We start from the raw sequence: 22,744 nt of genomic DNA on the forward strand, positions 1-22,744 counted from the left end.
TAAAATGGCTAGTTAGTATACTCAATCTCATATCCTGTTTCAATCAGTTTTTGAATTAAGCGTTGTTTATGCTCAACATCTAGTGTTTCAACCACAACTGTCACTTCTAAGTCATACATTGATACACCTTCTCGATGACGACTTTGACGAATGACTACCACATTCCCTAATTCTTCGGCGATTGTGTTTAAAAAGGCACTTAATTCTCCGGGCTTATGATTAATGGACACTTTAATTTCTGTTCGTCGTCCAGTCGCAATCATTGCATGATTAATGATACTTTCAATTAGGTTAATATCAATATTTCCTCCAGAAAGAACAGCACCCACTTTCTGACCTTTAAGATCTAACTGACCTGAAAGCATAGCAGCAACTGAAACAGCACCCGCTCCTTCACAAACAAGGTTACAATTCTCGAGTAACAATAAAAAGGCTTGCGAAATTTCTGTTTCTGATACAGTCACAATCTCATCAACGTATTGTTGAATTAAAGGAAACGTTAAATCACCGGGTCTCCCAACCGCAATCCCATCTGCAATCGTCTTATTTACAGGAATTGATTCAATATGACCACTTCGAACTGACTCATACATTGAAGGGGCATTCTTTGTTTGAACACCAATGACTTTAATATTTGGATTAATGCTCTTAACGGCTAAAGCAATCCCTGACGCAATCCCTCCCCCACCAATTGGTACTAAAATAACATCTAAATCAGGTTGCTCCTTTAAAAGTTCAAGTCCAATCGTTCCTTGACCTGCAATAACATAAGGATCATTAAAGGGATGAACAAACGTTGCCCCAGTTGCTTCTTTAATTTCTAATGCTTTTTGATAAGCCTCATCGTAAACTTCTCCTTCTAAAACAACCTCACCCCCGTATTTACGTGTCGCATAAATTTTTGCAAATGGCGCACTCTTAGGCATGACAATCGTTGATTTAATTCCTAGCTTAGTTGCACTAATCGCAACACCTTGTGCGTGATTACCCGCACTTGACGCAACAACTCCACAAGCTTTTTCTTCATCTGATAAATGAATCATTTTATTATAAGCGCCTCGAATTTTAAATGATCCTGATTGTTGAAGATTTTCTAATTTTAAATAAACTTCTCCTCCTGTTAAATCGCTTAAAGATTCAGAGTAACAAAAATCAGTCTCTTTAATAATATTTCTAAAGTTTCTTGCCGCCTCTACTATCATTTGAAATGTTACAGTTTCCACTTCAATTCCCTCCATTAAACCACTTATCATTCATCCTATATTTTCCACTTATAATTTATCTTTATTGTATCACACAATATATCGAATCATAACTCTTAAAACCATTATATGGATATGTTATAATGAAAATGATAAGTGCATTTAAAAATCCCAATCATACTCAAGGAGGAAATCAAATGAAAGTTATTGCAACACCAAATGCCCCTCAAGCCATTGGACCTTACTCTCAAGCCATTGAAGCAAATAGAACATTATATATCTCTGGTCAAATCCCACTTGATCCACAAACGATGGAATTTGTATCTGATGAGATCGAAGCTCAAGCACATCAATGTTTAAAAAATATTCAAGCGATTCTAACAGAAGCGGGATATGGTTTAGAAAATGTTGTGAAATGCGGAATCTTCTTAGCAGATATGAATGATTTTGTTGTGGTTAACACGGTTTATGGGCAATATTTCTCTGAACATAAACCTGCTCGTGCTTGTGTTCAAGTGGCTCGTTTACCACGTGATGCCAAAATCGAAATTGAAGCAATTGCTGTTAAATAATTTAAAAGGAACCGTCAAACGGTTCCTTTTTTGGTTCTGTGGATAACTTATTTATTCTTTTCAATATATAGTTTTAATGCTTGATTAGCTCTGACTAAAGCCGTAAAGACTAACACCCAAAACCAAACAATCAAACCTAATACTCCTAATCCAATGATAGAGGTAAACAGTCCACCTATTAAATTCATCTTATTCTCTCCCCTCAATTTTTTTAAAACTACCTCATATATACTCACCCTTCTAATAAGATATTCACTTTTGATAAATTAAAAAAGAATTTTCAATGACATCCCTTACTTTTAGATGTTTTCTACATAAATTCCCTCCAAGAATCTAATCCTAATGAAGACACTAGATTTGGAGGTTAATATATGTCAAATAGACTTAAATTTCGTAAATATCTAGTCTTAGCCGCTTGTTTTTTAATCATGGCTGTTTCATTCAGTATTATCAATAACATTACGTCTTTATTTATCGATCCTGTGACAAAGCATTTAAGACTTTCGATTTCATCGTTTTCCTTTGTGTTTACGATTGGTGCCATTACAACAGCCTTGATGTCTCCTGTCATTGGTCAACTAATTTCGAAAGTTCCACTTAAAGCCATCATGTCACTAGGTGCGATTCTAGCCGGTGGCGGCTTTTTCTGTTATTCGTTGGCCACTGAGATTTGGATGTTCTATGTGATTGCTGTTATTGTTGGAATCGGAACATCGTGTTTAACAGTCATTCCTATTTCGACTGCTATAACACACTGGTTTGAAGATAAAAAAGGGATGGCACTTGGAATTGCGATGGCAGGTGCGGGAACAGGATCATTCATTTGGATGCAAATTGTTTCAAGAATGCTAACTGATCTTTCTTATCAAGAAACTTATGCCATCTTAGGTTTGATTATTTTAGTTGTTTGTCTCCCACTTACCCTTTTTGTGATGAAAATGCCCCCTGATACAACGATAGAAGCTAAAAAGAAAGAGAAAATCTCCTATAAGGATATTCACTGGAGCATGCAATTGATTCTATTCGCTTTGGGCTTATTTTTACTTGGCGTCAATATTTCAGGAACTAAAATGCATATCCAACCTTATTTAACTCACCTCGGTCACCCCTTAACGTTTAATGCAAATGTCGGTTCAACACAAGCCATTTTTGCTTTATTAGGCAACTTAATTGGCGGGTATGTTTTCGATAAATTAAACTTACGCAACTCTATTATCATTTTTGTATCAATGAGTCTTTTGAGTTACATTTGTTTAATTTATGGTGCATTCGCACCTTTATTGTTTGTTTTCGCAGCTTTGTTTGGACTGTGCTTATGCCTTCCCTCAATGCTTCCATCTTATGGAACCAGTGCTTTGTTTGGTAAAGAGCACTATGCGATGCATCTAGGATTTATTAATATGATTTTCACATTTGGTGGCGCACTAGGGCCAATGATTTCAGGATTTATTGCTGATCACTTAAACTATACCTTAGTTTGGGTAACGTACTTTGCTTTAACCGTTCTCTATTCGATTTTCTTATTAATTTCTTTAAGGTCAAAAAAACCTCAGACTTAATCTGAGGTTTTTTTGTCTTATATTAGATAAATTTCTCAATACGAGAAATAACTGTGTCTTTTCCTAATAAGGCTAAAGCTTTTGGTAAATCTGGACCATGCATTTGTCCTGTTGTTGCAATACGGCAAGGCATGAATAACATTTTCCCTTTAGCTCCGCTTGCTTTTCCAGCTGCTTTAACAGCTGCTTGGATTCCTTCAGCAGTGAAATCTTCTAAAGCTTCTAATTGTTCTTTGAATGCTTTTAATGTATCAGCAACACCTTCTTGAGCAATAAATGCTTGTGCTTCTTCATCTAATGTTAATTCTTCTGAGAAGAATTCATCGTATAAGTCAACGATTTCAGCACCGTATGATAAACGATCGTGGAATAAAGAAACTAATTCAACAGCCCATTGATGTGTGCGTCCTTCTAAAATTCCCGCTTCAACTAAGTGAGGCATACATAATTCTAATAACTCTTCCGCTTCTAAAGCTTTGATATAACGGTTATTGATGTAAGCTAATTTAGCTTTATCAAATGTTGAAGGTGATTTAGATAAACGTTTTTCATCGAATAATTCGATTAATTGTTCATGAGATAAAATTTCTTCTTCGATTCCTGGAGACCATCCTAATAAAGCAATGAAGTTGAATAATGCTTCTGGTAAGTATCCCATGTTTGCATATTGCTCAATGAATTGAACAGTATCTTTATCACGTTTTGATAATTTCTTACCATTTTCATTAACGATTAATGTCATGTGAGCAAATGTTGGTACATCCCATCCAAAAGCACGATAAACCATCATTTGTTTGGGTGTATTTGTAATATGTTCTTCTCCACGGAACACGTGAGTGATTTTCATTAAATAGTCATCCACAACAACGGCAAAGTTGTAAGTTGGGATTCCATTACTTTTCATAATGACCCAGTCACCGAAGTCTTCTGAGTTGAATGAGATTTCACCACGAACGATATCATTGAACGTATAAACTTCATTTTCAGGAACTTTAATACGAACAACATATTCTCCACGTGCCTCTAACTCAGCTAATTCTTCACCTGTTGCATTTAAACAACGACGAGAGTAATGAATATTATCATGGCCATGAGTTGACATTGCTTCGCGTTCTGCCTCAAGCTCCTCACTTGTACAATAGCATTTATAAGCTAATCCTTTTTCGATTAACTCATCTACATATTTACGGTAAATATCTAAACGCTCTAATTGGCGATATGGTCCATACTCCCCACCAACATCAAATGATTCATCCCATTCAATACCTAACCAACGTAAGTAGTTCATTTGAGATTCTTCTCCACCTTCTACGTTACGTTCAATGTCAGTATCCTCAATACGTAAGATAAAATCTCCACCGTGGTGTTTAGCAAATAAATAATTGTATAATGCCGTTCTAGCATTTCCGATATGTAAAAATCCTGTTGGACTTGGTGCATAACGAACACGAACTGTCATAATCTTGCCTCCTAATTAAAATACTACTTTTATTCTTTTCATATTATATACGATTGAAACAAAATATTAAATATTTTCACAGAAAAAAAGCTAAAGTCAACCTTTAGCTTTCAATCTCTTATAAGGAGTTTCACCTCTTTAGTATAACAGGCACTAAACATTAAAAAATGAAGTTCTTGTTAAAATCATGTTAAACCTTGATTAATTGGCACCTTTTTTAAATAATAAGACCACGCATTCAGCTGCAATTCCCTCTTCACGCCCAACGAAGCCTAATTTCTCACCACGAGTTGCTTTAACATTGACTTGATCCAAATTAGCGTCTAAATCTATTGCCAAATTTGCACGCATCGCATCAATGTGTGGTCGCATTTTAGGGCGCTCTGCATAAATCGTCGCATCTAAGTTTCCAAGAACATATCCAGCTTCATCCATCATCGCTTTCGCCCCGCGAAGTAAGACACGTGAATCAGCTCCTTTATATTGTGGGTCAGTATCTGGAAAATGCGCACCGATATCACCTCTCGCTAAAGCACCAATAATGGCTTCTGTTACCGCATGACAAAGCGCATCTGCATCACTATGACCTAGAAGTCCTTTCGTATGCTCAATTTCAACTCCACCTAAAATTAGCTTTCGTCCTTCGACTAGTTGATGAATATCCGTTGAATGTCCAATTCGAATCATCCTTATCTCTCCTTCCTGTTAATCAAATAAATCCTCTAAATCAATTAAACCTAGTGAATATTGTTCAATTAACTCAGAAACAGCCCCATATTGAAGACTTTGTTTAATTGTTGGATTATAAAAAGTGGCTGATACAAAGCTAACTACAATAATCACAATAGATGCAATACTAGAAATAATTAAATAACGTTCTAAACCCTTCTTTCGCATGTAAGTCACCAACTTTCTTAATCTAATTTTTCACTAATTCGCTTATATCCCAAGTAACCAATATAGATTGAGGCAATTCCAATATTTAAAAACAATAAACCTAATCCTAATATCGCAATCATAAGTCCTGCCGATAACTGGAATAGTAAAAAACCTCCAATAATTAAGCGAAGAGCAGTAATTAAAAAGAATAGTGAGACAAACAATGAGATAATGCAAACAACAATAAAAATTGCCTTTTTAATTACATCATCGTTTGTTTTCTCTCTTATATTAAAAACAATCTGCTTGTTTTGTGCGGATACAGTCTCTGTATCAGTAAATGATTGTTTAATCTCCTGTGCAACTTTTTTAGGTGACCCTAGTTTAGATAAGATTTCACGTTCATTGATCTTTAAGTCAATCATTTCATTAATTTGTTCCTCGTAAGATTCTAAAATATCTTTACGATCATCTTCTGAAATTCCCTGTAACTCTTGATATAACTCTTCTAACCATTGATTAAGAACATTCATTAATTAATCACACTCCTTTCAATAAACGTTGAACAGAATCTACCATCTGATCCCATTCTCTTATTAATGTTGCCAAATAAACTTCCCCTTCAACTGTCATTGAATAATATTTACGTGGAGGGCCTTCATTCGATTCTCTATTATACGTACTTAAATATCCTTCTTTCGTTAATCTTCTTAACAATGGATATATCGTACTTTCTGTGACCTCTATATAAAATGAAACTTTCTGAACTGTTTCATAACCATATAAATCATCTTGTTGAATTAATTTTAAAACACATAGCTCTAAAACACCCTTCTTATACTGTGCATTCATAATCCATCTCCTAACAACAATAAGCTGCTATTCTAACCTCCCTTTGAATAAGTTATCTATCAAAAAGACTTGTGATATGATAACACAAGTCCATTAAATTTAAAATATTTTTTCATTTTTATATCATTATTTTATATATTTATTAGTCTAATGTTGAATCCATACTTCTTGAAATAATACTTCCATCAACACCACTGATTTCAAAATCATATTCTGTTGTTCCTTCAACAACCGTCACATCATACACTAAAACACCCATTTCATAGTCAAATGAAATTTCAATAATAGTTCCATTTGGGACTTGACTTAAAGCAATTTCTCTCGCTTTCGCTTCATCAATTGTTACTCCTTGCGTATTCGTTGAATTAGAAACTTGGTTAATTAACTCTTTATCTTGACTTACAATACTACCATCAACAGCACTAATTTCAAAGTCATACTTATATGTCTCATCAACTACTGTCACATCATAAACTAAGCGAGCATCATCGTGATCTAGTTTGATACTAACAATTGTTCCTTTTACTTGATTATTTACAATTTCTTTAACCTTTGCTTCATCAATTGTCACCGTGTTCGTTCCTGTTGGATGATTTTCTAAACTTCTTTTTAAGATACTTCCGTCAACAGCGCTAATTTCATATTCATATTCAGTCGTTCCATTAAGAACCGTAATATCATAATTAGGCGTATAATCATCCATATCATATGAAAATTCAGTGACTTGACCGCCACCGGCTTCTTTTAATGCGATTTCTTTTGCTTGTTGTTCATCAATTTTTGCTTGATTCGTTGTATTAATATTCGTATTAGGATTTGAATTTGTTGTTGGATTAACCGGTTGGTTGTTTGCTGAGCATCCAAATAAAACAAATCCAGTTAATAACATTGAATATAACGCTGTCTTTCTCATAACAGTCCTCCTTATAAATTGAATTATTATTATTTTTATAAAATTTACCTTTTTTATGTATTAAATAGTTATGTATTTTATAATTTATCCTCTAATTATAAATTAACTATTATGCATTATACACTAGTAGTATAACAAACACTACTGTATATTGTCTAGTAGTGTGTTAAAAAAAGTAGCTGTATCTATTCAGCTACTAATAATTGTTCAGCCATTAATAAATCTTCTGGTGTCGTTAACTTAATATTTGTATAAGCACCTTTAACGACACAAACTGGTATATCCGTATACTTTTCGATTAAACTCGCTTCATCTGTTCCTAAGAAATGTGTTTTTTTTGCAGCTTCATGAGCCTTTTTTAGTAACTCAGTCGGTGCGGCTTGAGGCGTTTGAACACTGTACATCTCATCACGATTTGGCGTTTCAACAACTACTCCATTTACGACACGCTTCATCGTATCTTTTACTGGAACAGCAACAATTGAAGGATGACCCTTTTTCGCTAATTCAAAGCATTCTGAAATCATTTGTTGTGTCACAAATGGACGTGCTCCATCATGAACTAACACCACTTCTTCACGAACAACCTGTAATCCATGATAGACACTATATTGTCGTTCTGACCCACCTGATACGATTTCAATACGAGGGTTCTTTACCCCGGCATCACTTAAAAGTTGTTGCATCGTTTCAATTTCTAATTCATTGACAACTAAAACAACTTGTCCACATGTTACATCATTTAAAAACTTTTTTATCGTATGAACAACAACTGGTTGTCCTTTGATTTGATGTAACATTTTATTATATCCAAGTCCCATACGACTTCCAATTCCCGCTGCTAAGACTATTGCACTATACATCTTTACACCTCTGATAATAAATAAGCCCCCATTTCAGTGGGGGCTCTTTCATTTTAAAAATTATAAAATAATCTCTTTAATTTGATCATCTTTACGATCTAAATAGTGAACTGATTGAATACGACGAACAGTACGAGATTTCCCACGAATTAATAATGTTTCTGTTGTTGCCATTCCATCTTCACAAATAATTCCTTCTAATAAATCACCTTTTGTGATTCCTGTTGCTGAGAACATCACGTTATCGCTCTTTGCCATATCTTCTAATTTTAAAATTTGACCTGGTTTAACACCCATTTCATCGCAACGACGTGCTTCATCTTTACTCATACGAATATTTTCTTCTGTTTCACCTTTAACATCTTTACGTAAAACTAAACGTCCTTGCATATCTCCATCTAAAGCACGAATAACAGCAGCTGAAACAACACCTTCTGGTGCTCCACCAATTCCATAAACCATATCAACTTCACTAAATGGCATACAAGTTAAGATTGAAGCAGCAACATCTCCATCTGGAATCGCAAACACACGTACACCTAAAGCTTGCATTTGTTTAATTTGCTCATCATGACGTGGTTTAGCAAGTGTCATCACTGTCAAAGCTGATAATGGCTTGTTTACTGCCTCTGCTACACGACGAATATTTTCTTCTAATGATAAATTTAAATCAATAACACCTTTTGCTTTTGGACCAACAATGAGTTTTTCCATGTACATATCTGGTGCTTTTAAGAATGACCCTTTCTCTCCAACGGCTAACGTTGTCATCGCATTTGCTTGTCCCATTGCTGTCATACGTGTTCCTTCAATTGGGTCTACTGCGATATCGACATCATCACCAAATCCAGTTCCAACACGCTCTCCGATATATAACATTGGCGCTTCATCGATTTCACCTTCACCAATGACAATCTCACCGCGAATATTAATCTCATTTAATACGTGACGCATCGCAAGTACGGCAGCTCCATCTGCTGCGTTCTTATCTCCGCGTCCTAACCATTTATACCCTGCTAAAGCAGCTGCCTCAGTGGCACGAGAAAACTCAATTGCTAATTCACGTCTCATGTTGAAACCCTCCTAAATGATAAATTTCCTCTCTCATTATATCAAAAAATGTTAATTATTGCTGAACTTTCGATGATTTCTGAAACAATTTTCACTATCTTACCGCAGTCATCTTATCCATCAAAAACACTAAACTGTCTTACAAATGGCTGACCTTCGCAACTACTTAAAATTTCCTCATTTTATAGAAGCCTAATTAATTTTCGCTTCCTAAAACATTTAGCAAAACTTTAATCTATCAGATGTAGCCATAGAGAATATCTTTTTAACAAACTAGTAGAACACTATTTATCTAGTTTTTAACGAATCAAAGATATCTGTTACGGCATATAGAACCTCTTTTAAAAAATTCAGACAATTAAAATTTATGCTAAAAAGGTGAAAAAATGATCAGTTTCTATATAACTTTTACTTCTTCCCTGTCTTTCATACAAAAAAATCACCTCTAATAAATTAAGAGGTGATTTTTTTTAAATAGCTTTAGATAATGCATCAAAACTAATCGTTAACCATTCTTGGTATTTTTCTTTTTCTATTTGTCCAACTTGTAGAAAATGATAAGCTTCAACAATCATTGAATGAGGATAATCTTTTGGCTCGAGTAATAAATGCTTTTTATCTTTTTCATATAAGTCCAAATAATGTTGACTAACTTCCTGTTGATGAATAGTAAACAAGAATTTATTCCCGATATATGCCACAAAAGCCCCAATGATAAGATAAAAAACACGATTTCCAATCACAATAGATCCTGTTGTTCCAATAATAGCGGCTCCTAAAGCTTGAACGGTTATAAAAGTCATCTTCAAATCATAACGATTCATATACGTCCCAATATAAGAAGCAACCAAAACAATCATTGCTAGCTGGGACTCATTTTTAAATACGCTAATTAAAATAATAAATAAAATAACACCAACAAAGGTCCCAATGAATCGATAAATTGTTTTCTGACGACTCTCCTCGAATCCCGGCTGAACAAGGGCAAGAATAGTAAAACAAAACCAACGTCCATAAGTCAGATTAAATAGTTGAACAATAAATAACGAAAATCCAACTAAAATAGCTAATCGAAGTGAAAATTTATAAGCATATGACTCTTTATCAATTCCCTTTACAAATTGCTTAAATAATCCCTGCTTATAAAGAGGATATTCTTGCTTTTTGGCACTCTGTAACACTTGAACTGCTTTTTTAAAATTAATGATTGAAACGGGCATTGCGTCCTTTTCCCACTTACTAATTAATTTGTTGGCATCTGATAAATCTCCTTCTTGTAGGTCTTTAATAAAGGTATAAAGTTCATTAAGCACTGTTTTATCAATATGCCCTGCTTTATAATCTTGGGCTACATCCTCTAATAAATAATACATTTTTTCAAATGCAATTATTTCCGTTATGCGATACATACTTTCCGGCGTTAACGGCCCTTTAAAACTTCGTCTATCGTATGTCACTTTCATAAATCGACTGACTCCATCTTGAAGCGACATCGCCTCTTCTGGATAGCTACGATTATCTCCTGCAATGATTCGTTCCATTCGCTTATGCAAACAGGTTAGTACCCTATCTAATTGTGTATTTAAAATCTTAGTGTAAGTATTTCGATTAAATACCCATTGTAATCCAACAATCATAAACGTCCCGCCAGTTAATGCAACTAGACGTCCAGGTAATTCACTTAATGTTGGAGGAGAATTCAGGGTTAAAAATAAATAACCTAAAATAAAAGAAAAATGATACGGCTTTTTATTTCCTGCTACGGTACCGTAAGTCACATAAAAAATAAAGAAGAAATTAATTACTAATCCTAGAATAGGATTTAATAAGGTTAAATAACTTAAAATTCCCATCAATAAATTAATGATCAATAATTCAATAGTTAACACGCCTAAGTTTTGTGTTAAGTCTTTTTCAGTAATAGCTAATCCAATGATTAAAACAACAATTCCAACCATCTTATTAGTCACTCCAAAAATATTTTGAAAAAACATGACAAAGACCAAATTTAAAATAAACATAATTGTCTTTGAAATAAATTTTTGTTTCACTAGACCACCTTCCCCCAAAAAATTTAATATTGAATAATTTAACAGACAACAATTAGAAAGTCAAATCATTTTTAAACTCTGAAAATTAATGGTTCGCCTATTTTTTTTTTTTCATAAAAATTATAATCATTAAAGCAAAAATTAATTATATTGAATAACGGTAAAATTTTCAAAATAAAACCGCTTTTAATTTGTCTTTTTAATTGTAAATTATTGTATATAAGAGTATAATTTGTCAATGTGAAAAAACTAGGAGGGAGTAGAAACGATGTTGTCTTACGAATTTCTATTTGACATTGCTTTAATTTTAATGAGTACAAAGCTACTCGGATTACTAACTAAAAAAATTCAATTACCACAGGTTGTAGGTGCCTTGTTGGCAGGATTATTACTCGGCCCGGCTTGTTTAAACATTTTACATGAAACAGACTTTATTCTCCAAGTTGCTGAACTAGGCGTGATTGTTTTAATGTTTACGGCAGGGCTCGAAACAGATATTAAAGAATTGAAAAAGACAGGAAAAGCTTCGATTGTGATTGCTATCCTAGGGATGATTATTCCCCTAGCTGGTGGATTCGCTCTTGCTTCAATATTTAATAAAGGCGGAATCTCAGATGCAACTGCTGCACCGCTATTACAAAATATCTTTATCGGAATTATTCTTACTGCGACATCGGTGAGTATTACGGTTGAAACATTAAAAGAACTCGGAAAATTAAATACTCGTGCTGGTAATGCAATTTTAGGTGCCGCCATCATCGATGATATTTTAGGAGTCATCGCCTTAACTGTCGTAACAAGTTCAACAAGTACAGATGTGAGTATCGGACTTGTATTGATTAAAATCGTATTATTCTTTATTGTGGGTGGATTTGCCGGATTCTTATTCTCTAGAGCAATGGAACACAGCATGAACCGATATAATATGGATCTCAGACGATTCGTTGTTTTATCATTCGTCTTCTGTTTATTATTATCATTCTGTGCTGAACATTTCTTCGGAGTAGCTGATATTACTGGAGCATTCATGGCAGGGTTAGTTTTATCAAACACACCTCGTAAACATTACATCATGAATCGTTTTGAAACGACGGCTTATATGTTATTATCACCTATCTTCTTCGCAAGTATCGGAATTAAAGTTGTTATTCCAGAAATGACACCGGCTTTAGTCGCCTTCTCAGTTGCTTTAGTTATCATGGCTATCTTAACAAAAATATTAGGTTGTGGACTTGGTGCTAAGCTGTGTCGCTATACTACTAAAGAAGCCATTCAAATTGGAACAGGAATGGTTTCAAGGGGAGAAGTTGCCCTCATCGTGGCTAGTAAAGGTTCAGCCTTTGGATTAATGGGAACTGTCTTCTTTGGACCAATCGTAATTATGGTTGTTGTGACAACAGTTATTACTCCCGTCCTACTTAAAATAGTCTTTTCTAAAAAATCTAGTGTCATTAACAACGAACCAGCTTTTGAACAGACGATTGCTTAATCAAAAACGACCAAGGTCACTTGGTCGTTTTTTTATTCTTCAATAATAATATTTTCAGCCGATAATGAATAACCAAAAAGATATAAATCTTCTGCCTGCTCGAAATCTTCATCATCCGTGCCTGTTGATTCAAATGCAAAGAAACTACTAAACGAGGTCATCCCGCTACCGGTAGTAAATACTCGAGTTTCTTTATAACATCCATTATAATCTCCCTCTATACCTGCTACGGTTGTCAATGTTTCATACGTTAATTTTCCATCTTCATTCGTGTCAATCCGAACAATCTCTGTCATTGCTGTATACTCTTTCTCCTGATAACTGAATTTTTCTGTCCAACTATTTCCGACTTCAAGCGGTAATTTTAATAAAACTTTATTAGGTATAATCGAATTTAATAGTCTTTCATCTTTTAGCTGATTATACGGATCTTCATTATAAATGTGTTCAATAACGGCTTGATTGGTAATTTCATAAGTTAATTGGAATACTCGAGATTCGCTTTCTCCATATCCATCCGTCATCATCCCATCAAATATGATCTGAAAGACAGAACCACATTCTTGAGCTGTTTTCAGTGTTTGAAAGTGGCCATATTCCGCATATCCATTAAATAATTGATACATATCGACCATTTTAGGAAAAATATCAAGTAACTCTTGATTATACGAATTTTCTGGAGCCATGATCATCTCATCAGATTCATCTGTCGGAATTTGAAGCTGATTTAAAATCTCATATGATTTAGCTTGGGTCTGGGCTGGATAACTTGTTGTCATCGTCTCTTCAATAATCACACGTAATATCATTCCAACTTCAACACCTTCGACATTTGAAACAAAAATGACATCATAGTCCCCATCCATCCATTCCTCATACGTCTTTACTAAGTCTTCTGAGCTAATCTCCTTTTTTTGAGATAATAATACCGAATTTGGGTCAACTTGAAGAACCAATCCCTCTATCGTCATAGAATGTTTACCTTGCCAGATTTGTAAACATCCAAATAAGATGATGAGTAGTACACACCCACTAACCAACCATTTCTTCACTCTTTACCACCTCTTTCATGGTTTTCGTTTACGCCCCTTAAATAAACATCGCATGATAAGGATCAACACGAATAAAATGACGCCATACGGAACTAGCCCAAGTAATTTAACTACTAGCCATCGTGTCACTTGAATAATTCGATTTAATTGAACCGAAAGCTCATTTTGAATCATAACTCCCCATCTTGAATCATCATAGATTTCTCCCTCTTTCAGTTCAAAGACTATCGTCACCTTATTTCTCGCAACTTCATCTTGAGCTTTCAAGGCAGACCATTTATCCATCTCTACTTGAACTCGTGCTAATTCTTCTTCCAGTTTGATAATGTCGCTAACGGTCTCTGCCTCCAAAAGGAGTGTCTGATATTTTGATTGCTGCATACTTAAATTTGACAACCAACTGTCTATATCTTCCGTTACTAAGACTTCACCATTAGTATATGTCTCCATCTGAGTAAATTGTCCTATGAGCTGAACCTGCTGTAAAAATGATTCCACCTCTGTTGATTCCATTTCTAAGACACATGCCCCCGTATAGCTCTTAAGCGTTTCATCGATGGCGACTAAATGAGAAGACACCACCGTTCCTGATGCCTGTTGCACCCAAACATTTAACTGTGATAAACTCTCACTAATCTTTGAAACATTCATTTCAATTAAAATATTAAAATACGTACGAGACGATTCATCATTTATTAATGACAACGAAAGCGATGGGATTACCTCATCGCTTTCCTCACTTTCTATTCTTTCCTTAAATAATAATGGAATTAAACTAACAAAAATCAGCACAGAAATTGCTATTATCATCAACCCAAAGACACGCTTAAAAAATTTCCATATTCCCAAATCCGTCGCCCCCTTAAATGAGCTGACTACGACTAGAATTTCAAATCATCTTTGAACATTGCTTTAAGTGCATCCGAAATTGTATCAACCCCAACAATCTCAATTCCTTTTGGAGCTGTCCATCCACCAATATTTTTCTTTGGAATAACTGCACGTGTAAACCCAAGTTTCTTCGCTTCTTTCACACGCTCTTCAATACGAGACACACGTCGAATTTCACCCGTTAATCCAACCTCTCCCATATATACATCGCCACTTGGCGTCATCTTATCTTTATAACTTGAAACAATACTTGCCACAATCGCTAAATCGACAGCCGGTTCATCTAACTTTACACCACCAGTTACTTTTACATATGTATCTTGATTTTGTAAGAAGAATCCCATACGTTTTTCAAGCACAGCTAAAATCAAAGATACACGATTATGATCCACTCCAGATGCCATTCGTTTTGGATTACCAAATGAAGTCGGCGTTAATAATGATTGAATCTCAACTAAGATTGGACGTGTTCCTTCAATTGATGCCATAATCGCCGTTCCTGGTAATCCTTTCGTGCGATCTTCTAAGAAGACCTCTGAGGCATTCGTCACTTCATCAAGCCCCTCTTCTTTCATATCAAAGATTCCAATCTCATTCGTTGAACCGAATCGGTTTTTAACCGCTCGTAAAATACGATACGTATGATGACGATCTCCTTCAAAATATAAGACAGTATCCACCATATGCTCGAGTAAACGTGGCCCAGCGATATTTCCATCTTTCGTCACATGTCCGACAATAAAGACTGAAATTCCACCAATTTTAGCAATTTTCATCAATTGGGCCGTACATTCACGAACTTGCGAGACACTCCCAGGTGCCGATGTTACCTCTGGCATATGAATCGTCTGAATCGAGTCGATAATGACAAACTCTGGTTTTAACTGTTGAATTTGACGTTCAATTAAAGTTAAATCTGTTTCTGCGTAAATATATAAGTGCTCGCTACTTACTCCTAAACGCTCAGCACGAAGTTTAATTTGACGAGCGGATTCTTCTCCTGAAACATATAATACTTGAACATTTTTATGCGCTAAATCTTGTGCCGTTTGTAAAAGTAGCGTTGATTTCCCAATCCCAGGCTCACCCCCACACAGAACAAGTGATCCACGAACAATTCCACCACCAAGAACACGATTAAGCTCACTCATTGATGTCTGAATACGTGCTTCCTCTTTTGTTTCAATCTCTTGTAGACGTTGAGGTTTTACCATACTTTCACTTGCTACAAAGCCACGACGCTGTTCTGCCTTTGTAGGCTTTAATTCCTCCACCATCGTATTCCATTCGCCACAACCTGGACATCTTCCGACCCATTTTAAACTTTCTGTCCCACATTGCTGACAGAAAAATGATGTTTTTGTTCTTGCTTTCGCCATAAAATGCCCTCCTTATAAACTATATTAATTTCTATCTTTAATTATCACATAACTCAATCAGATATCCTAGCAAGAGATAAATCTTTTTCATCCAAACGCATACAATATAATAGAGCGATATCAAACTATATGAGGACTAGTAAACTCACTTAAATTTACGATAATATTTCTATTTTACCTTTTTTCTAGTAAACTTATAGTAGTTTTTGAAAATATGACCTGAGGTGATGAAATGGAAGAAATCATTCAACGCGCCATCTTAGTTGGAGTCGATTTAAATAATGATAAAAATTTCGACTATAGCGTGGAAGAATTAAAAAATCTAGCTGAAGCATGCTCCGTTCAAGTCGTTGGCGTTCTAACGCAAAAACTTGAACGTGTGAACCCAGCTTGCTATATTGGAACAGGAAAAGTTGACGAGGTTGCTTTACTTGTTGAACAAAATGATGCTAATCTTGTCATCTTTAATGATGAATTATCCCCATCGCAAATTCGTAACCTTGAGCATGGACTACAATGTAAAGTCATCGATCGTACGATTTTAATTTTAGATATCTTCGCAAGCCGTGCTAAAACGCGTGAAGCACAACTTCAAGTTGAAGTGGCCCAACTTAAATATATGATGCCTCGTTTAATTGGACTTAATGCTTCCTTATCGCGACAAGCCGGTGGAATCGGATCGAAAGGGCCAGGGGAAAAGAAATTAGAACTTGATCGTCGTCGTATTGAAGAACAAGTTCATAAACTAAACAAAGAATTAGACTCTCTCGTTCTTGCCCGTCAAAATCAACGTAAACTTCGTAAACGCAACTCAACGCCTGTCGTTGCTTTAGTTGGATATACGAATGCCGGTAAGTCAACAACAATGAATGCTTTACTGACTGTTTCAAATGCTCAATCAGAAAAATCAGTTTTCGAGAAAAACATGCTGTTCGCAACACTTGAAACATCAACTCGACACATTCAACTACCAGATAATAAACAATTTTTATTAACAGATACGGTTGGATTTGTTAGTAAACTGCCTCACCAGTTAGTCAAAGCATTCCGTTCAACACTAGAAGAGGTAACAGAAGCTGACTTATTACTTCACGTGGTAGACTTATCACATCCAGAGTTTCAAACTCAGATTGAAATCACGAATAAAGTGCTTGATGAATTAGGAGTTAAAGAAACTCCAATGGTGTATGTCTACAATAAGGCTGATCTTGTTGAAGATGAATTCACACCTAGTACAAAAGAGGCCGTTCGTATTTCAGCTAAAAACTTAACGAATATTGATACCTTAATCGATTGTATTAAATCACACATTTTCCAACACTATGTAAAAGCTAGCTTTTTAATTCCTTACGATCGCGGAAATCTCGTTTCTTACCTAAATGAACATGCGAATGTTTTTGACACAGAGTATTTAGAAAATGGAACGTTAATTACCGTTGAATGTTCTGAGCATGATGCACATCGCTTAGCTGAATATAAAGTAAAACCACTCAACTAGTTGAGTGGTTTTTTTGCTCTTGTGGATTTGTGGATAACCCTATCTACAAAGAATGGTGTAATTTGCTATTAATGATTCAACCAGTTCATCCTGCATATCAGCATACAAGAATAAACTTTTTTCACCTAATCGAATGACTTGCAATGAAGTTTGAGAACACACATCAAAGTTATCCACAGTTGTGGATAATTCAACATAGTAACCTTTAACATCATCCACGATGATTGGTGTTACGGTATAAGATGTTTCAATATGTGGGGTTCCAATCCTATAAGTTAGATTTAGTTGCTCCATAACCATTTTTAGTGTGTCAAGTGGAGTTTCTACCTGACGAGTATTGACACTCAAGTCATCATTTAAGGTAGAAATAAGGGTTAATGAATGATTGGTTGATTCCACTTTTGGAATTAAAATAAATGCCATCAAACAAACAGCAACGAATCCTAATCCACTATTCATCCATCTCCAGCTTAATCGAGACGTTAGCATTGGTTTCTCATTCATAATATAACGCAACGTCTTTTCTTTTAGTTGTTTATCCATTTCAAGTGAATCGAGTTGTAACTTCATCGCTGATTTAATCTTCTGATCATCCATACCTCACACCTCACTTTCATTCATCATTTTTTTTAATTTTTGACGTGCTCGAGATAAACGACTACGTACTGTTCCTTCAGAAATTTTTAATATTTCAGAAATCTCTTCATATGATAACTCTTTATAATAAAACAATAAAATAACTTCTTTATATTTTGATGGTAGTTTTTGAATTAATTCATATAACTCTCGATTCGTCTCTTGTTGCGCTATATCAAAAGGTTTTTCGTAATCATTCTTCGAATCTTGATAAACTCCAAAGGTGGTGACTCGCTTAATCCAACTCGTTCTCAACATATCTTTACACGTATTGATTGTAATTCGAATGAGCCATGTTTTTTCACTGCTTTGATGTTGAAATTTATCATAATTTTTCATGACCTTATAAAAGACTTCTTGAAAAACATCTTCTGCTAATTGCGTATTTTTCATATAGAAATATGCAATTTTATAAACTTCTTGCCCGTATGTTTCAATAAGTCGTTCCACTGGTTCATGGGTGCTTAAACTCACTCATTTCACCTCTTTCATATATTAGACGTTTCATCCTATGATTTCATTCCCATATGACTGAATAAATTATAACTAAAAAAACGACAAAAAAAATATTTTTTTGTCGTTTTTACTACTTTTACTCATTTTAAAAGCGACTCCCAAGAGTCGCTTAATTTAGATAGAAATGGATAAAAACTTTAAATAAACGTCTTAATCGACCTTGAAAACAGGCTAGTAATAAAAACGGTCAAATGTTAACAGTACAAAAAATCACTGCTTCTTATCTATATAAGTCCAGATAAGTTTTTTACATCGTAAAAAACTTTTAGCTGGACTATAGTCTGCCTTTTACGGCATAACTATCAAACATTTAGTGTGTCGTGATAAATGTAGATTTTATTTCTGTTTATATATAGTTAAAATTATGATAACAATGTAGAATCTACATCAACTAAGTGATCCTTATCTTTATCTTTTTGTTTTCGATCACGTTTCCCATCCATAACCACTTGAATGACAGCTGGTCCCCCATCAGTTGGTAAGGCCATATTATCAGCCCCAACTAATTGTTCAATTAATTCTTTGAAAAAACTAAACTTATGATCCTCATATTTTGAAAGAATTTGAACTAATAATTCACTCGTTAAATGAATGCCTTCCCCTTCTAAATGTTCACATAGTTCTTCAATAAAATCAGAGTCTGGTTCTAAAAATGACTCAATTCCTAAGTCCATATTCATATCCTGCTTCATCTCGTGTCACCTCTTCATACTAAAGATTAACATTTCGTGCGTATTGAATTATCGCCTACTCGTTTTATAATCTCTATTATGACGCATTTCATTTAATTAAACAACTAATTTTCTTTGATAATAGCTTCCACTCACAACATCAATTCCAAAATCCCTAATCAAATGAAGACTAGATTCATTTTCAATTTCTGAACAACAAATCTTTACATCTTTACTCATACAAACATTAATTAACGAATTCATCATACTTAAACAATTTTTCGAAGACTTAAGATATTGAATAAAACATGAACTAATTCTTAAATAATCAATACTTAAATTACGAATAGACCCTGTTAAAGCACCAGCACCATATTCATCTAATGCAATATTAACGCCAAATTCACGTAATCGTTTAATTGCCTTTTGAATTAAAACATTTTGTTCAAATAAGATATCCTCATTCACACTAATAATCACTTGATTTGGATCAATGCCATCTTCTTTTAAATGAGTTAAAATACGAGAACACAAACATTTATTTAAGAGTGTTTGACGGGAAAACTTAATAAATAGTGATAATTTAACTGAATTTTTTTCATCGTAATCCTTTAAATAATCACAACCTAATTTAAATAAATAAATCTCTTTTTCAATATTTAAAAAAGGTGATGCCTCTTCACGCTCTTCGACAGGTAATTGATTTAAAATACTATAATCATCTAAAATATTGTGGCACTCAATACCAAATAACTGATGTCCATCTCGATAATATAGAGGACTATAATTTAACGTAAATTCACCTATGTGATTAGCCTTCTCTAATAATTGATGAATTTTAACTGAAAAATTATACCGTGTGAATTTTTCCTGACAAAAGTTAACTTCATATGAGAGTTTAGACCTTGATTTTAAAATCATTCCATAAAAACTAGATTTAACGCGTTCAATAGTTTCTTCAAATGAATCTGTCGTTGATTGGGGTAAACAAAAAGTAACAAAATAAGACTGCCCAAGCTTTTCATACCATCGTTCGACTAAGCGATTGAGCTTTCTCTTAAGTTTGATTTCACTACAACACGCTTTAAAATAAAACCATAATCCTTCTTTCTCTACTGAAAAAGTAATACTTTCTCCAATAAACTCATCAATCATTTCAATCACTTGTTTCAAAAGGGATGTGTTGAAGTCACTATAGAAACAATGATCTAATTTAAAATAACCAACGACAGTTTTAGACGTATACTCGTATCGATAAGAAATAGGAAGTTGCTTCCAACTAACTACTTTATATTTTCGTTTATTTCGAATTAAATGAATCCCGTTATAATATTGTCGATAGTTATGATATATCCCTTGCATTCGATGTTTTAATCTTTGTTCTTGATAAGAAACTTGTTGAGTTAGCTTATTTAAACTATCTTGAAATTCACTCCCCTCTACTTCATTTAGTTTACCTTCACAAGATTGAGATAAAAATTGATAAACAAATCTCAACCAACCATTTTGTTGTTTACCCTTTAAATTATTGGACAGTTTTGTAATATAATCATATAATTGCTCATCATTATCATGAACGAGATGATAAGTTAAATGATAAATTAAGCAATAAACATCAGATTGTTGAGAGGCCACCAACTCTAGAAGGTTCAAATCCCACTCAATCTCATCACTACGATTTAATTGAAATAACGAATGAGCGCATATTGCCTTTTTCATTAACAAGGTATTCTCTTGAGTTTCATCCACTGGTTCTATATTTAAAATAATCTCCTCATAATTTTCAGATAGATATAACCTTAATAATTCAATTTGATATTTTAAATAATCTGAAATATCCTGATTTTGATAATCAGCAGTAAATGTTTGAAACCTCTCGATGCTTTTACGGTGACATGAAACTAGAATAATATAAATTAACCGTTCCAAAGCATACGTCGTTAATAAAGGAATCTTTTTATCACTACCAAAAGAAGCTGCCGACATATAATAAAAGTCTGCCTCTTTAAATACACCTTTCGTTTCATAAATATAGCCTAACTCAGCAAAAATGTAACCTTTTAAGAGATTATCAGTTTCTAAATTTTCTAAAATACACTCACATTCAATTAGATACTTAAGTGCCACATTATTGGCTTTCTGTTGAGAATAATAACGTGAAGCAAAAATCAACATCGGAATTAACCATTCAAAACTTTGATTTTCCCGATAATCATTTAGTATATTCTCTAATTCTAACTCATCCTTTTCTATCTGCTCATATAATATTCCCTCGACTTTTCTGTAGTTTTCTAACAGATAACATGAATCAATAAAAAAACTTAGTAACGCATCTCTTGTTACTTTCTCGGCCATCTATAGCCCCCCTCTATATTTGTTAACCGTTTTCACATAACAATAATTATACTAACTCGTCATAAAAAAATACATAGGATAAATTGTGAGATTAAGACGAATCATTGATAGTCCATATAAAAGTACATCACTGTCCTAAATACAACTCTTTTATCTTAAAAACCTAGCTCATCATTTACTAAAATAATATTAATTTATTCTTGATCAGCTTGTGGCCACATAACAACATAATTGCAATAAATACAATCTGGACTCTTACAATCACAACATTTTAACGTCTTTGTGCAAGGCATTTTTTATTTAGACGAAGTGTATTAGCAGGAGCTACAACTTCCCCATTTCACTTAATCAGCTCATCTAAATCACGAACAATCTTATTAATTACCGCTACAATCATAACCAGATTAGCCCCCTATAACAATAATGCTATTCGATTGTTACAACCATCTAAATTATATAAATCCCCATGTTCAGTAATCAAATAAACATCCGCAAAAATATTCTCGGTATAATTAATGACACTCACTCTGTGTCAACCCTTCCACCTATGTTTGAATGAAACGATAGTCATCCTTTTGAAATTCATCTAATAACCTAACTTCTTTGAACGTCATTGAACCACCAACTCCGATTAGCTTTCCCTTCTGAACTAATGATGTAACAAGGGAAAATGCGTCTTCCTTAGAATTGGCAAATGTCGCATTAAATCCATGGCGTTTCAAGGCTTCCACTGTACGTTCTACTTTTTTATTGATGACCGTCTTCACATACTCCCTCATCTTACACTCCCCCTCAATGGACACTATTACTCCTAACATATTCACTAAGTGCTAGAA

Annotated in this window: 23 protein-coding genes; 4 read left to right on the plus strand and 19 right to left on the minus strand. The window is 34.2% G+C overall.

What is annotated here, in order from left to right; translation table 11 throughout:
* Window positions 1-8: 8 nt before the first annotated feature.
* Window positions 9-1,223, minus strand: a complete 1,215-nt coding sequence (gene ilvA, locus NEH74_RS04160; protein ID WP_082411201.1) for a threonine ammonia-lyase — start codon at window positions 1,221-1,223, stop codon at window positions 9-11.
* Window positions 1,224-1,399: 176 nt separating this feature from the next.
* Here ilvA and NEH74_RS04165 point away from each other — a divergent pair, with 176 nt between their 5' ends.
* Entirely contained in the window at window positions 1,400-1,774 is a 375-nt protein-coding gene (locus NEH74_RS04165; RefSeq protein WP_055305255.1) for a RidA family protein, read from the plus strand.
* Window positions 1,775-1,821: 47 nt separating this feature from the next.
* Here the strand turns inward: NEH74_RS04165 and NEH74_RS04170 are convergent, their stop codons facing one another.
* Window positions 1,822-1,962: a hypothetical protein gene (locus NEH74_RS04170; RefSeq protein WP_172676261.1), complete on the minus strand. Its 141-nt coding sequence runs from the start codon at window positions 1,960-1,962 to the stop codon at window positions 1,822-1,824.
* A gap of 183 nt (window positions 1,963-2,145) precedes the next feature.
* Here NEH74_RS04170 and NEH74_RS04175 point away from each other — a divergent pair, with 183 nt between their 5' ends.
* A complete protein-coding gene (locus tag NEH74_RS04175; protein WP_055305257.1) occupies window positions 2,146-3,333 on the plus strand; it encodes an MFS transporter in 1,188 nt (395 codons plus the stop codon).
* A 22-nt stretch (window positions 3,334-3,355) separates the two neighbouring features.
* Here NEH74_RS04175 and gltX read toward each other — a convergent pair whose 3' ends face one another.
* From gltX to NEH74_RS04220, 9 genes are all read right to left on the minus strand, one after another.
* Entirely contained in the window at window positions 3,356-4,792 is a 1,437-nt protein-coding gene (gene gltX, locus NEH74_RS04180) for a glutamate--tRNA ligase (protein WP_055243062.1), read from the minus strand.
* A 201-nt stretch (window positions 4,793-4,993) separates the two neighbouring features.
* Window positions 4,994-5,479, minus strand: a complete 486-nt coding sequence (gene ispF, locus NEH74_RS04185) for a 2-C-methyl-D-erythritol 2,4-cyclodiphosphate synthase (RefSeq protein ID WP_055275520.1) — start codon at window positions 5,477-5,479, stop codon at window positions 4,994-4,996.
* Between the two features lie 18 nt (window positions 5,480-5,497).
* A complete protein-coding gene (locus NEH74_RS04190; protein ID WP_055243067.1) occupies window positions 5,498-5,689 on the minus strand; it encodes a hypothetical protein in 192 nt (63 codons plus the stop codon).
* A gap of 17 nt (window positions 5,690-5,706) precedes the next feature.
* Window positions 5,707-6,204, minus strand: coding sequence for a DUF1700 domain-containing protein (locus NEH74_RS04195; RefSeq protein WP_055275518.1), 498 nt, complete (start codon window positions 6,202-6,204; stop codon window positions 5,707-5,709).
* Between the two features lie 7 nt (window positions 6,205-6,211).
* A complete protein-coding gene (locus NEH74_RS04200; protein WP_055243069.1) occupies window positions 6,212-6,523 on the minus strand; it encodes a PadR family transcriptional regulator in 312 nt (103 codons plus the stop codon).
* Window positions 6,524-6,665: 142 nt separating this feature from the next.
* A complete protein-coding gene (locus tag NEH74_RS04205) occupies window positions 6,666-7,436 on the minus strand; it encodes a PepSY domain-containing protein (RefSeq protein ID WP_055243070.1) in 771 nt (256 codons plus the stop codon).
* 185 nt (window positions 7,437-7,621) lie between these two features.
* Window positions 7,622-8,299, minus strand: coding sequence for a 2-C-methyl-D-erythritol 4-phosphate cytidylyltransferase (gene ispD, locus NEH74_RS04210; RefSeq protein ID WP_055243073.1), 678 nt, complete (start codon window positions 8,297-8,299; stop codon window positions 7,622-7,624).
* 60 nt (window positions 8,300-8,359) lie between these two features.
* Window positions 8,360-9,370: a class II fructose-bisphosphatase gene (gene glpX / locus NEH74_RS04215; protein WP_055243076.1), complete on the minus strand. Its 1,011-nt coding sequence runs from the start codon at window positions 9,368-9,370 to the stop codon at window positions 8,360-8,362.
* A gap of 470 nt (window positions 9,371-9,840) precedes the next feature.
* Window positions 9,841-11,421, minus strand: a complete 1,581-nt coding sequence (locus NEH74_RS04220; protein WP_055305259.1) for an FUSC family protein — start codon at window positions 11,419-11,421, stop codon at window positions 9,841-9,843.
* Between the two features lie 268 nt (window positions 11,422-11,689).
* On the opposite strand from NEH74_RS04220, the gene NEH74_RS04225 reads away from it, so the two are divergent.
* Window positions 11,690-12,910: a cation:proton antiporter gene (locus NEH74_RS04225; protein ID WP_055305260.1), complete on the plus strand. Its 1,221-nt coding sequence runs from the start codon at window positions 11,690-11,692 to the stop codon at window positions 12,908-12,910.
* Between the two features lie 32 nt (window positions 12,911-12,942).
* Here NEH74_RS04225 and NEH74_RS04230 read toward each other — a convergent pair whose 3' ends face one another.
* From NEH74_RS04230 to radA, 3 genes are read right to left on the minus strand one after another with little or no spacing between them, the layout of a single operon-like run.
* Window positions 12,943-13,962 carry a DUF3221 domain-containing protein gene (locus NEH74_RS04230; protein ID WP_055305262.1) on the minus strand — a complete coding sequence of 340 codons (1,020 nt, stop codon included), beginning with the start codon at window positions 13,960-13,962 and terminating at the stop codon, window positions 12,943-12,945.
* Window positions 13,963-13,977: 15 nt separating this feature from the next.
* Window positions 13,978-14,811 (minus strand): DUF4349 domain-containing protein, encoded by an 834-nt coding sequence (locus tag NEH74_RS04235; RefSeq protein WP_055305264.1) that lies wholly within the window; start codon window positions 14,809-14,811, stop codon window positions 13,978-13,980.
* Window positions 14,812-14,843: 32 nt separating this feature from the next.
* Window positions 14,844-16,232, minus strand: a complete 1,389-nt coding sequence (radA, locus tag NEH74_RS04240; protein ID WP_055305266.1) for a DNA repair protein RadA — start codon at window positions 16,230-16,232, stop codon at window positions 14,844-14,846.
* 232 nt (window positions 16,233-16,464) lie between these two features.
* Here radA and hflX point away from each other — a divergent pair, with 232 nt between their 5' ends.
* Window positions 16,465-17,730 carry a GTPase HflX gene (gene hflX, locus NEH74_RS04245; RefSeq protein WP_055275505.1) on the plus strand — a complete coding sequence of 422 codons (1,266 nt, stop codon included), beginning with the start codon at window positions 16,465-16,467 and terminating at the stop codon, window positions 17,728-17,730.
* Between the two features lie 39 nt (window positions 17,731-17,769).
* Here hflX and NEH74_RS04250 read toward each other — a convergent pair whose 3' ends face one another.
* The 5 genes from NEH74_RS04250 to NEH74_RS04270 all read right to left on the minus strand — a co-directional run bounded on the left by NEH74_RS04250 (window position 17,770) and on the right by NEH74_RS04270 (window position 22,687).
* A complete protein-coding gene (locus tag NEH74_RS04250) occupies window positions 17,770-18,327 on the minus strand; it encodes a hypothetical protein (RefSeq protein ID WP_262941117.1) in 558 nt (185 codons plus the stop codon).
* Window positions 18,328-18,330: 3 nt separating this feature from the next.
* The gene (locus NEH74_RS04255; RefSeq protein ID WP_055305270.1) at window positions 18,331-18,840 is read right to left on the minus strand and encodes an RNA polymerase sigma factor; all 510 of its coding nucleotides are present in this window, start codon (window positions 18,838-18,840) and stop codon (window positions 18,331-18,333) included.
* A gap of 404 nt (window positions 18,841-19,244) precedes the next feature.
* Window positions 19,245-19,574 (minus strand): hypothetical protein, encoded by a 330-nt coding sequence (locus NEH74_RS04260; protein ID WP_055243496.1) that lies wholly within the window; start codon window positions 19,572-19,574, stop codon window positions 19,245-19,247.
* Between the two features lie 96 nt (window positions 19,575-19,670).
* The gene (locus tag NEH74_RS04265) at window positions 19,671-21,908 is read right to left on the minus strand and encodes an EAL domain-containing protein (protein WP_055305272.1); all 2,238 of its coding nucleotides are present in this window, start codon (window positions 21,906-21,908) and stop codon (window positions 19,671-19,673) included.
* Window positions 21,909-22,453: 545 nt separating this feature from the next.
* Window positions 22,454-22,687 carry an LUD domain-containing protein gene (locus NEH74_RS04270; RefSeq protein ID WP_237252772.1) on the minus strand — a complete coding sequence of 78 codons (234 nt, stop codon included), beginning with the start codon at window positions 22,685-22,687 and terminating at the stop codon, window positions 22,454-22,456.
* Between the last annotated feature and the right edge of the window lie 57 nt (window positions 22,688-22,744).

The sequence above is a fragment of the Turicibacter sp. GALT-G1 genome (genome assembly GCF_025594995.1).
Classification (GTDB): Bacteria; Bacillota_I; Bacilli_A; order MOL361; family Turicibacteraceae; genus Turicibacter; species Turicibacter bilis.

Excerpts from the sequence above, each read along its gene's own strand:
- ispD (WP_055243073.1), bottom strand. The coding sequence starts at position 8,299 with ATGTATAGTGCAATAGTCTTAGCAGCGGGAATTGGAAGTCGTATGGGA.
- NEH74_RS04225 (WP_055305260.1), top strand. The coding sequence starts at position 11,690 with ATGTTGTCTTACGAATTTCTATTTGACATTGCTTTAATTTTAATGAGT.
- NEH74_RS04200 (WP_055243069.1), bottom strand. The coding sequence starts at position 6,523 with ATGAATGCACAGTATAAGAAGGGTGTTTTAGAGCTATGTGTTTTAAAA.
- NEH74_RS04195 (WP_055275518.1), bottom strand. The coding sequence starts at position 6,204 with ATGAATGTTCTTAATCAATGGTTAGAAGAGTTATATCAAGAGTTACAG.
- NEH74_RS04205 (WP_055243070.1), bottom strand. The coding sequence starts at position 7,436 with ATGAGAAAGACAGCGTTATATTCAATGTTATTAACTGGATTTGTTTTA.
- NEH74_RS04250 (WP_262941117.1), bottom strand. The coding sequence starts at position 18,327 with ATGGATGATCAGAAGATTAAATCAGCGATGAAGTTACAACTCGATTCA.
- NEH74_RS04175 (WP_055305257.1), top strand. The coding sequence starts at position 2,146 with ATGTCAAATAGACTTAAATTTCGTAAATATCTAGTCTTAGCCGCTTGT.
- NEH74_RS04260 (WP_055243496.1), bottom strand. The coding sequence starts at position 19,574 with ATGAAGCAGGATATGAATATGGACTTAGGAATTGAGTCATTTTTAGAA.
- NEH74_RS04170 (WP_172676261.1), bottom strand. The coding sequence starts at position 1,962 with ATGAATTTAATAGGTGGACTGTTTACCTCTATCATTGGATTAGGAGTA.
- hflX (WP_055275505.1), top strand. The coding sequence starts at position 16,465 with ATGGAAGAAATCATTCAACGCGCCATCTTAGTTGGAGTCGATTTAAAT.
- NEH74_RS04265 (WP_055305272.1), bottom strand. The coding sequence starts at position 21,908 with ATGGCCGAGAAAGTAACAAGAGATGCGTTACTAAGTTTTTTTATTGAT.
- ispF (WP_055275520.1), bottom strand. The coding sequence starts at position 5,479 with ATGATTCGAATTGGACATTCAACGGATATTCATCAACTAGTCGAAGGA.
- gltX (WP_055243062.1), bottom strand. The coding sequence starts at position 4,792 with ATGACAGTTCGTGTTCGTTATGCACCAAGTCCAACAGGATTTTTACAT.
- NEH74_RS04270 (WP_237252772.1), bottom strand. The coding sequence starts at position 22,687 with ATGAGGGAGTATGTGAAGACGGTCATCAATAAAAAAGTAGAACGTACA.
- radA (WP_055305266.1), bottom strand. The coding sequence starts at position 16,232 with ATGGCGAAAGCAAGAACAAAAACATCATTTTTCTGTCAGCAATGTGGG.
- glpX (WP_055243076.1), bottom strand. The coding sequence starts at position 9,370 with ATGAGACGTGAATTAGCAATTGAGTTTTCTCGTGCCACTGAGGCAGCT.
- NEH74_RS04190 (WP_055243067.1), bottom strand. The coding sequence starts at position 5,689 with ATGCGAAAGAAGGGTTTAGAACGTTATTTAATTATTTCTAGTATTGCA.
- NEH74_RS04165 (WP_055305255.1), top strand. The coding sequence starts at position 1,400 with ATGAAAGTTATTGCAACACCAAATGCCCCTCAAGCCATTGGACCTTAC.